Source organism: Streptomyces scabichelini (genome assembly GCF_011045015.1).
Lineage (GTDB): Bacteria > Actinomycetota > Actinomycetes > Streptomycetales > Streptomycetaceae > Streptomyces > Streptomyces scabichelini.
In genome coordinates this window covers 1-7,828 of the sequence record NZ_JAAKZY010000339.1, presented here as the reverse complement: position 1 = coordinate 7,828, position 7,828 = coordinate 1, and the positions used below count along the sequence as shown (strand labels likewise).

Annotated in this window: 6 protein-coding genes; 4 read left to right on the top strand and 2 right to left on the bottom strand. The window is 71.3% G+C overall.

Going from position 1 to position 7,828, the window contains the following annotated elements:
- Positions 1-20 precede the first annotated feature (20 nt).
- The 3 genes from G5C60_RS48375 (at position 21) to G5C60_RS48365 (ending at position 3,292) form a co-directional block, all read left to right on the top strand.
- Complete coding sequence (locus G5C60_RS48375; protein ID WP_165270293.1) at positions 21-977, top strand: EamA family transporter; 957 nt, start codon at positions 21-23, stop codon at positions 975-977.
- 100 nt (positions 978-1,077) lie between these two features.
- Complete coding sequence (locus G5C60_RS48370) at positions 1,078-2,409, top strand: RNA polymerase subunit sigma-70 (protein WP_165270291.1); 1,332 nt, start codon at positions 1,078-1,080, stop codon at positions 2,407-2,409.
- Positions 2,410-2,503: 94 nt separating this feature from the next.
- Positions 2,504-3,292 carry an SDR family NAD(P)-dependent oxidoreductase gene (locus G5C60_RS48365; protein ID WP_165270289.1) on the top strand — a complete coding sequence of 263 codons (789 nt, stop codon included), beginning with the start codon at positions 2,504-2,506 and terminating at the stop codon, positions 3,290-3,292.
- 336 nt (positions 3,293-3,628) lie between these two features.
- Here G5C60_RS48365 and pepN read toward each other — a convergent pair whose 3' ends face one another.
- Positions 3,629-6,226, bottom strand: coding sequence for an aminopeptidase N (pepN, locus tag G5C60_RS48360; RefSeq protein ID WP_165270287.1), 2,598 nt, complete (start codon positions 6,224-6,226; stop codon positions 3,629-3,631).
- Between the two features lie 113 nt (positions 6,227-6,339).
- Here pepN and G5C60_RS48355 point away from each other — a divergent pair, with 113 nt between their 5' ends.
- Complete coding sequence (locus G5C60_RS48355; RefSeq protein ID WP_165270285.1) at positions 6,340-6,816, top strand: DUF1203 domain-containing protein; 477 nt, start codon at positions 6,340-6,342, stop codon at positions 6,814-6,816.
- A 3-nt stretch (positions 6,817-6,819) separates the two neighbouring features.
- On the opposite strand, the gene G5C60_RS48350 is transcribed toward G5C60_RS48355, so the two are convergent.
- Positions 6,820-7,686, bottom strand: a complete 867-nt coding sequence (locus tag G5C60_RS48350; RefSeq protein ID WP_165270283.1) for a LysR substrate-binding domain-containing protein — start codon at positions 7,684-7,686, stop codon at positions 6,820-6,822.
- Positions 7,687-7,828: the final 142 nt, after the last annotated feature.

Sequence of the window (7,828 nt, the reverse complement as noted above, 5' to 3'; positions counted from 1 at the left end):
CCCCTACCGCCCTCGTCACCATTGGACTCACCGCCCTGGCCCCCATCTCCTGGGGCACCACCTACGCCGTCACCACGGAGTTCCTGCCGGCCGACCGACCCCTGTTCACCGGGCTGGTGCGAGCCCTGCCCGCCGGACTCGTCCTGCTGGCCGTCGCCCGTAAGCTGCCGCACGGCGTCTGGTGGTGGAAGGCGGCGGTCCTGGGCGCGCTGAACATCGGCGCGTTCTTCCCGCTCCTCTTCCTCTCCGCCTACCGCCTGCCCGGCGGCATGGCGGCGGTCGTCGGCTCCGTAGGACCGCTGTTCGTCGCGGGCCTTGCGGCGGTCCTGCTCGCCGAGCGCCCGACCGTCCGTACGCTCCTCACGGGCCTCGCGGCGGCGCTCGGCGTCAGCCTCGTCGTACTGAAGGCGGCCGGTGCGCTGGACGTCATAGGCGTCACGGCGGCCGTCGCCGCGACCGCGTCGATGTCCGCCGGGACGGTGCTCACCAAGAGGTGGGGGCGTCCCGACGGCGTGGGCCCGCTGGCGCTCACCGGCTGGCAGCTGACCGCGGGCGGCCTGCTGATCGCTCCGGTCGCGCTGCTCGTCGAGGGGGAGCCGCCCGCGCTCGACGGCCGGGCGGTCGGCGGCTACCTCTACCTCGCGCTGGCCAACACGGCGGTGGCGTACTGGCTCTGGTTCCGCGGCATCGGCCGCCTCGCCGCCACCCAGGTCACCTTCCTCGGCCCGCTCTCGCCGCTGACCGCGGCCGTCGTCGGCTGGGCCGCGCTCGGTGAGGCGCTCGGGCCCGTACAACTGGCGGGCATGGCGCTGGCGTTCGGGGCGACGGTGGTGGGACAGCTCGGGCCGCGTACGACGGTACGTACGAGGGTACGTACGACGGTCCGAAAGCGGGCCGGTCGCTCTTCGGCGGTGGCGCGCGGGCACGGAACGCCGCGTTCCGAGGCGGAGGCGATAGCGTCACGCCGTCCCGTGTGACGCAAGGGCGGACAAGGGCGGAGCCGAAAGCGTCACGTCGCCCCTGCGTGACGTATTACGGCGCAATGGCGTAACAGAGCGCATTACCCGGAGGTGCCCCGTGGTCGAGGACGTGTGCCGCAGCTGTGGCAAGCCGCTGCCCTCGCGGGTCGGCCGGAAGGGCCGGTCCTCGGTGTACTGCTCGGCCGCGTGCCGGCAGAAGGCGTACCGGGAGCGCAAGGAGCCGCAAGCGGCCGCCACCGTGCAGGAGTTGATCGGTGACATCGGGCGGCAGGTGCGGGAGCTGGTGCCGCAGCCGCCCTCCGTCCTCTACTCCGGGGTGACCGAACTGACGTCGTCCGTGGGCAGGTTGCGCCGCGTCGCCCGGGTCGCGCGGGACGCGGCCAAGGAGCAGGCCCCGCCCCAGCGATCCGTCACACCCACCACCGTGACGGAAACGCCCCGGCCCAGGCTCACCGCCGACGAAGGCGACTTCGCCGCACTCGTCGAGCCCCACCGCCGTGAACTCCAGGTCCACTGCTACCGCATGACCGGCTCGTACGACGACTCCGAGGACCTGGTGCAGGAGACGTTCCTGCGGGCCTGGCGGGCCAGGGGCGACTTCGAGGGGCGGTCCAGTGTGCGGTCCTGGCTGTACCGGATCGCCACCAACACCTGCCTCGACTTCCAGCGCCGTACCCGCCGCCGCCCGCAGAAGTACGAGCCGCTGCCGGGCATGAACCACGGCAGGGCGGAGCCCCCGGCCCGTATCACCTGGCTCCAGCCGTACCCCGACGAGGATCTGCCGTCACGGGAGCAGGAACCGGACGCGGCCGCCGTGTCCCGCGAGACCATGGAGCTGGTGTTCCTCGCGGCGATCCAGCATCTGCCGCCCCGCCAGCGGGCCGTACTGATCCTCCGCGACGTACTCGACCTCCCGGCCGCCGACACCGCCGAGATCCTGGACATGACCGTGGCCTCGGTCAACAGCGCGCTCCAGCGGGCCCGCCCCACCCTGCGCACCCATCTGCCCCGCCACCGCACCGACTGGACGCCCGCCGCCGAGCCGAGCGAACGGGAACGCGCTGTTCTCAAGCGGTACATGGCCGCCGCCGAGCACGTCGACGTCGACGAGATGGCCGCTCTGCTGAGCGAGGACGTGAAGCTGACGATGCCGCCGAACCCGTACTGGTTCGTGGGGCGTGACACTTTCCTGGAATTCGTCACACAGAGCCTGGACCCGGCCTCTCCGATGTTCCTCGGCGACTGGCGCCATCTGCCGGCGCGCGCCAACGGGCAGCTCGCGGCCGGGGGTTACGTACGGCGGCCGGGCACCACGGTCTACCGCGCGCAGGTTCTCGACGTGCTGCGCATCAAGGGCGACGAGATCGTGGAGATCACGTCGTTCGAGCCGCACCTCTTCCCGGCGTTCGGGCTGCCGCTGCGGTTGTGACCCCCGCACACTCCGCATGCCCCGCACCGATGACCCGACGGCAGCGCGTACGTCTCTATGTCCGACCCGAAACGCTTCGAGGGAGGACCCCGACATGCTGCTCAACAACAAGACCGCGATCGTGTACGGCGCCGGCGGAAGCATCGGCGGCGCGGTCGCCCGTACCTTCGCCCGCGAAGGTGCGCGGGTGCACCTGGCCGGACGTACGCGCGAGACGCTCGACGCGGTGGCCAAGGACATCACGTCGGCCGGCGGCCACGCCGAGACGGCCGTCGTGGACGCGCTGGACGAGGCGGCCGTCGACGCGCACGCGGCGTCCGTGGCCGCCGAGGCGGGCGGCATCGACATCTCGCTCAACCTCGTCACGCGCGGCGACGTGCAGGGCGTACCGATCGTCGACATGGCCGTCGACGACTTCGTACGGCCCGTCGTCACCGGCATCACCACGAACCTCATCACCGCACGGGCCGCCGTCCGGCACATGGCCGAACGTGGTTCCGGCGTGATCCTCACGCTCAACAGCGGCTCGGCGCACGGCAGTCCGATGATGGGCGGTACGGGCGCGGCCGACGGGGCGATCGATGTGCTGGTCCGCAACCTCGCGATGGAACTGGGCCCGCGCGGGGTGCGGGCCGTGGGCCTGTGGGTGGCCGGAATCCCCGAGACGCTGACCCCCGAGAGCCTCGCCGCGACCGACAGCAGCCTTCAGCTGGACGAGGAGGGCCTGCGCGGCATCCTCGACAACCTGGCCGCCCTGCGGATGACCCGCCGCAACCCGACCCTCCCGGAGATCTGCGCCACGGCCGCCTTCCTCGCCTCCGACCACGCGGGCGGGATCACCGGGACGCTCGTGAACGTCACGGGGGGAATGTTCCCGGGCTGAACGTCGACGCTCCGTGGGGGCGCTCCGCTGGGAGGGCGGTGATTCATCCACGGGTCGGTGGGGGCTGGTCGCGCAGTTCCCCGCGCCCCTACGGGGCGCGTCGGGGACTGCGGGCCGGTGAGGGCTGGTCGCTCCCCCACTCTCGGCTGCGCTCGAGCGGGGGGACCCCCATCGCGGCGGAGCCGCAAATTGATACAGCCCCGCGCCCCTACGGGGCGCGGCCGGCCGACGAACGTGATCCGTCCGGCCCCGCACCAGCTCCGGCCGGCCCGACGGCTCCTGGATACGTGAAAGGGGCGCCCGGTACGACACCGGGCGCCCCCATACGCGTACGGCCTACTCCTGGGTGGCGGCCGCGTCCGCCGCCTGGGCCTTCAGTGCGCGTTCCACGCCCGAGCGGGATTCCGAGACCAGACGGCGCAGCGCCGCGTTGGGCTCGGCGGAGGCCAGCCAGGCGTCCGTCCTGTCCAGGGTGTCCTGGGAGACCTGCACGACCGGGTAGAGGCCGACCGCGATCTGCTGGGCCATCTCGTGGGAGCGGGACTCCCAGACGTCCTTGACCGCCGCGAAGTACTTCTCCGTGTACGGGGCGAGCAGTTCGCGCTGGTCGGTCTGCACGAAGCCGCCGATCACCGCTTCCTGCACGGCGTTCGGGAGCTTGTCGGACTCGACGACCGAGGCCCACGCCTCCGCCTTCGCCGCCTCGGTCGGCCGGGCGGCCCGCGCGGTGGCCGCATGGCGCTCACCGGCGGCCGTCTTGTCGCGCTCGTACTCGGCCGTGATCTCCGCCTCGTCGAACCGCCCCGCCACCACGAGCTGCTGCACGAACGTCCAGCGCAGCTCGGTGTCGACGGCCAGCCCCTCGATGGTCTCCCTGCCGCTGAGCAGCCCCTCCAGGAGGTCCAGCTGCTCGGGTGTGCGGGCGGTCGCCGCGAAGGCGCGCGCCCAGGCCAGCTGGTGGTCGCTGCCCGGCTCGGCCGCACGCAGGTGCTCGAGCGCGGCCACGGTCCAGCGGGTGAGGCCGGTCTCGCGCCAGGCCGGGTCCGCGTACAGGTCGAGGGCCAGCTTCACCTGGCGGTGCAGCGACTGCACGACGCCGATGTCGGACTCCTTGCCGATGCCGGACAGGACGAGCGACAGGTAGTCGCGGGTGGCGAGTTCCGCGTCGCGCGTCATGTCCCAGGCCGAGGCCCAGCACAGGGCGCGGGGCAGGGACGCCTCGAAGTCGCCCAGGTGCTGTGTCACGAAGGCCAGCGACTGCTCGTCGAGGCGGACCTTCGCGTACGACAGGTCGTCGTCGTTGAGGAGTACGACCGCCGGGCGGCGCTTGCCCACCAGCTGCGGGACGGGGGTCAGTTCACCGTCCACGTCCAGCTCGATCCGCCCGCTCTCGTCGTCGCGCATCAGCTTGCCGCTGGCGCCTTCTGAACTGTCCAGGTCGTACAGGCCGATGGCGATGCGGTGCGGGCGCAGCGTCGGCTCGCCCTTGGCGCCGACGGGCAGGGCCGGGGCCTCCTGGCGGATGGCGAAGGACGTGACGACGCCGTTCGCGTCCGTCTCGATCTCCGGGCGGAGGATGTTGATGCCCGCCGTCTGGAGCCAGTTCTCCGACCAGTTCTTCAGGTCACGGCCGCTGGTCTCCTCCAGTGCGCCGAGGAGGTCGGACAGCCGCGTGTTGCCGTACGCGTGCGTCTTGAAGTACGCCTGCACACCGCGGAAGAACTCGTCCATGCCGACGTACGCGACAAGCTGCTTGAGCACGCTCGCGCCCTTCGCGTACGTGATCCCGTCGAAGTTGACGAGCACGTCGTCCAGGTCGCGGATCTCGGCCATGATCGGGTGCGTGGAGGGGAGCTGGTCCTGGCGGTACGCCCAGGTCTTCATCTGGTTCGCGAAGGTGGTCCACGAGTGCGGCCACCGGCTCTCGGGGGCGTACGAGAGGCAGGCGATCGAGGTGTATGTCGCGAACGACTCGTTCAGCCAGAGGTCGTTCCACCACTCCATGGTCACGAGGTCGCCGAACCACATGTGGGCCAGCTCGTGCAGGATGGTCTCGGCGCGCATCTCGTACGCCGCGTCCGTCACCTTCGACCGGAAGACGTACTGGTCGCGGATGGTGACCGCGCCCGCGTTCTCCATCGCGCCCGCGTTGAACTCCGGCACGAAGAGCTGGTCGTACTTCTTGAACGGGTACGCGTAGTCGAACTTCTCCTGGAACCAGTCGAAGCCCAGCCGCGTGACCTCGAAGATCGCGTCCGAGTCCAGGTACTCGGCGAGGGAGGGACGGCAGTAGATGCCGAGCGGCACGGACCGCCCGTCCTTCTCGTACACGCTGTGGACACTGTGGTACGGACCGACGATGAGCGCGGTGATGTACGTGGAGATCCTCGGCGTCGGCTCGAAGACCCAGGTGTCGTCCTTGGGCTCGGGCGTCGGCGAGTTGGAGATGACGGTCCAGCCCGTGGGTGCCTTCACGGTGAACTGGAAGGTGGCCTTCAGGTCGGGCTGCTCGAAGGATGCGAAGACGCGGCGGGCGTCCGGCACCTCGAACTGCGTGTAGAGGTAGGCCTGTTGGTCGACCGGGTCGACGAACCGGTGCAGTCCTTCACCGGTGTTGGTGTACGCGCAGTCGGCCACGACCCGCAGGACGTTGCGCCCCTCCAGGATGCCCGGGAGCGCGATCCGCGAGTCCTTGAAGACCTGGTCCGGGTCGAGGTGGTCGCCGTTGAGGACGACCTCGTGGACGGTCGGGGCCACCAGATCGATGAAGGATTCCGCGCCGTTCTCGACCGAGTCGAAGCGCACCGTGGTCACGGACCGGTAGGTGCCTCCCTCCTGCGCGCCGGAGAGGTCGAGATCGATCTCGTACGAGTCAACGGTGAGCAGCTTCGCCCGCTGCTGAGCCTCTTCGCGGGTCAGGTTTGTGCCAGGCACGCGGTCATCTCCTCGGTATGTGGTAGTTGCGCCATCCTTCCATGGGAGCTATGGCGAATGCGATGTCCGTTTCCCGCCGGTGCCCTGGCCGGGCGGGGGCCAGCCTGGACTGCATGACCAGCTATCACGCACGTCCCATCGAACCGGCTGCCCTGAAGGAACTGCGCTCCACGGACGACGCGGGCCGTCCGATGGCCCCCTTCGCGGACGACGAGGGCGGCGCGCCGCTCCGTTGCTGCCTGCGCCGCAGCGAGCCCGGTGAGCGGATCGCCCTGGTCTCGTATGCCCCGCTGCGCCGCTGGGCGGCGGAGTCGGGTGCGGATCCGGGGGCGTACGACGAACAGGGCCCGGTCTTCATCCACGTGGACGACTGCGCGGGACCGTCCTTGACCGGCCACCCGTTCGCCAACGCCCATCGCACGGTCCGGCGCTACTCGGCGGAGGGCCGCATCCTCGGCGGCCGTCTCGTGGAGCCTCCGGCGACCTTCGACGAGGCGTTCACGGAGGCCTTCGCCGATCCCGACGTGGCACTCGTCCACGTACGGGCCGTGGAGTACGGCTGCTTCCTCTACGAGGTACGCCGCCCTTGACGCCTACGTCACGTCCGTCAGCGCCCGCCCGAACGCCCGCACCCGTTCGGTCTCGCCGTCCCGGTGCCAGACCATGCCGAGGACCGAGTCCGGGAGCCCGTCGACCGGGACGAAGGTGACGTCCTCGCGGCCGTGGTAGTCGGCCGTGGGCCGGCACAGCAGCATGGCGCCGCGGCCGGCGGCGACCAGCGTGAGGCCCTCCTGGAGGGTGGTGACCGCCGGGCCGGACGCGGCCGAGGGTGCGTGGGCCTCGCGCCAGTACGCGGGGGCGGGCGCGGCCGCCGCGATCAGCGGGGTGCCGGCCAGTTCGCCGGCGGTGAGCGAGGAGCGGGCCGCGAAGGGGTGGCGCAGCGAAACCGCCACGTTCTGCCGCTCCTTCGAGAAGACCGGGCCCAGGACGATGTCCGGTTCGGCCACCGGCAGCAGCACGATCGCCGCGTCCACCTCGCCGCGCCGCACGGCGCCGAACGGGTCGGCGAACGGGATCTCCACGATCTCCGTCACACACGCCGGATGCGCGCTCTGGAACGCGGCGATCGCCCGCATCAGGAGTGCGTCCGCCGTCCCCTGGAACCCGAGCCGCAAGCTGCCCTCGACCCCACGGGCACGGTCCTTCGCGTCCTCGACCGTCGCGCGCAGCGCCTCGTACGCGGGCCGCAGCTCCGCGAGGAAGCGCTCGCCGAGCGGTGTCAGACGCACCCGGCGGCTCGTTCGCTCCACGAGGCGGGCGCCGAGGCGGCCCTCCAGGGAGCGCAGCAGCTGGCTGACGCGGCTCTGCGATACGTAGAGACGCTCGCCGGCCCGGCCGAAGTGCAGCTCCTCCGCGAGCACGAGAAAGCATTCGAGCTCCCGGATCTCCAGCCCGCCCACAGCGCCCCTTCCGTCGATCGATGAGCCTGGCTCATACAAGGATGAGATCTTCGGCGTTGTTCCCGGCCGGGCGCCCGGCGAAGGGTGGGGGCATGTCTCATCTCACCCGGCCGACCGCGCCCCGAGGCGCGTCCACCGGCCC